The organism is Pelistega indica, from assembly GCF_000506865.1.
Classification (GTDB): Bacteria; Pseudomonadota; Gammaproteobacteria; order Burkholderiales; family Burkholderiaceae_B; genus Taylorella; species Taylorella indica.
This window is the reverse complement of the sequence record NZ_AYSV01000046.1, coordinates 1-2,644: the sequence shown is the minus strand read 5'-3', so window position 1 is coordinate 2,644 and position 2,644 is coordinate 1. Positions and strand designations below refer to the sequence as shown.

The window sequence follows — 2,644 nt, the reverse complement described above, 5'->3', positions numbered from 1 at the left end:
ATAACGTTCTTCGCCATTTGTAGAATGTGGCAGAAGAAATGCCATTGTTGACGGCATAACTCTTTGAACAGGGGTGCCTGCCTCGGCTTGTTTAAGAATGTTGATAATTTGGCTTTCGCTAGTACGTTTACTCATGGTAAAACTCCTTTGAAATAAGTTTACGGTAACGTTCAAAAAAGTTCTACTTTCTTGTTGTCTTAATTTAGGGGATGGTTACATTATCAATAAGCTTGGTTATAGTAAACATAGAAATATTATTTTTAATTTGAATATCAGTTCTTTTTGGAGGATTTCTATATGAAATTTCTAGTTTTAACGAATCCTTATGATTCAGAGATGGAACATGATAATAAATAATATATCTACTAACAGTATCCGTATCTTTTTTTAGATTTATGTTTTGAATAGAAATATCCAAACTGTTAGCATTTTTTATTCTATTAATCAGATTTATTTTCTTTGGAGAATCAAAATCCAAATCTTCTGAAAATCTATTTAGATTGTAACCTAAATAAAGAGCAGTCCCTCGGTAATCACCCCATTTTTAATAGCAGTTGGCAGTAGAATTATTTAATGTATGTTGATGTAATTTTTGCCTCGGTGTGATGCCACCTAATGCCATGTTGGGGCGTTCGTTATTGTAAGTCCAGAGCCAAGCAGTCGCTCCGTGCTGAACTTCTTCTAAACTCTCGAAGAGATTCTGGGTTAACCAGTCATAACGTACCGTCCGATTATAGCGCTCGACATACGCGTTTTGTTGTGGATTACCGGGCTGAGTGTGAATCAACGTGATATGCCGCTTAGCTGCCCACTCTAGGAGTGTTTTACTAATGTATTCCGGCCCATTATCACACCGTAAGCACGCAGGCTTGCCTCGCCACTCGATGATTTGATCCAGCACTCTCGTGACTCGCTCTGCAGGCAAAGAGAAGTCCACCTCTATGCCCAAACCCTCACGGTTAAAGTCATCAATCACGTTAAAGAGACGCAAGCAGCGACCGTCAGCCAGTTGGTCATGCATAAAGTCCATTGACCATACTTGGTTGATCGCAGTGGTTGCACCGAGCGCCTCAGGACGCTCACGTATAATTCGTTTCTTAGGTTTGATATGCAAGTTTAACTCGAGCTCGCGGTAGATTCGATAGACTCGTTTGTGGTTCCATTTAAAGCCCTTAATATTACGTAAATACAGGAAACATAGGCCAAAGCCCCAGTTACGTTGAGCGGTGGTTAATCGAATCAACCAGTCAGCAATGACCTCATTCTCACCGGCTTGTCTAGGCTGGTAGTAATAGCAGCTTTGGCTGATGCTAAATACCTCGCATGCCACTCGTATACTCGCTCTAAATTGCGTGACCGCGCGTTGCGCCATCTCTTTGCGTCGAGATGGCGTTACCACTTTTTTTCAATCGCCTCGCGAGCAATCTCAGCCTTTAGACGTTCTTCGGCATACATCTTTTTAAGGCGCTGATTCTCCGCTTCAAGCTCTTTAAGGCGAGACATCATGGAGCATCCATGCCACCGTATTTAGCACGCCACTTGTAGAAAGTAGCGCTGCTCATGCCATGCTCTCGGCAGAGCTCTGGCACTGGTGTACCAGCTTCGGCTTGTTTAAGAATGGCCATGTTTTGGCTGTCGGTATATCGTGATCTTTTCATTGAATTTCCTTTATAAGAAATTCTACTTCTAATTGCTATGGTTTTGTGGGAGGATTACCGTTGCTGAAGATAGTTTGGACGGCTAATCATAAATTTTTATGGATATAATCTAAATTATTTATTATTTTAAAGTTTTATTTTGGTTATAACCATAAATATTTTATATTTTTTAAATTTTTTTTGATTGTATCCTAAAAAAATAACTAATACGGTTACTCATACCGTTATTATTAGCGATCGAATAAAAGACAACTTTACGGTCTACACGAAAGAACCAGCACTCTTAGTTATTGCTGATCGCACAGATTTAAAAAGCTTTAAATAGCGATCGCAAGGCAGTTTCAAAATCAGCAATTTCTTGAATTTCATCAATAAAAATATAATTTTTCTGACCACTCTTTTTTTTCGTCCATTACAAATGAAGCCAAGTCTTCTGCTGTTCTCATTTCTGAAAATGCTAAGTCTTCCTTATTGATATAAACCAAAGGGGCTTGTGGATAATTCGCTTGAATCTCCTGCATAATTTGAAATAGCAAATAACTTTTGCCTACACGACGTTGCCCTGTAAAGACTTTAATCAGCGATTTGCCAATAAACGGTCGTACACGATCCAGGTAGCGTTTGCGATAAATAAGATCTTTTTTCATTGTGTTACCAATAAATTTATAAATTAAACTTTATCAATTTTTATAAAAGTTTCGATCATACTTGAAACTTTTATATATTAAAAATTAGTTTAAGATATAAATATAAACAACCAATAAAGAAGTAAATATAAACACATCAAGAATTATTTATCAAATTTGTAACCATCCCCTAAATTAAGACAACAAGAAAGTAGAACTTTTTTTGAACGTTACCGTAAACTTATTTCAAAGGAGTTTTACCATGAGTAAACGTACTAGCGAAAGCCAAATTATCAACATTCTTAAACAGAGCCTGAGGCAGGCACCCCTGTTCAAGAGTTATGCCGTCAACATGGCATT

The 2,644-nt window shown here is 37.7% G+C and carries 1 protein-coding gene and 2 pseudogenes; all 3 read right to left on the bottom strand.

Annotated features, from left to right (window positions below; translation table 11 throughout):
* Positions 1 to 202 precede the first annotated feature (202 nt).
* Positions 203 to 514, bottom strand: a pseudogene (locus V757_RS29875) (hypothetical protein); the annotation flags it as partial.
* A gap of 30 nt (positions 515 to 544) precedes the next feature.
* Positions 545 to 1,658, bottom strand: a pseudogene (locus tag V757_RS0113470) (IS3 family transposase).
* A 368-nt stretch (positions 1,659 to 2,026) separates the two neighbouring features.
* Positions 2,027 to 2,305, bottom strand: a complete 279-nt coding sequence (locus V757_RS18260) for an AAA family ATPase (RefSeq protein ID WP_023949866.1) — start codon at positions 2,303 to 2,305, stop codon at positions 2,027 to 2,029.
* Positions 2,306 to 2,644 lie beyond the last annotated feature (339 nt).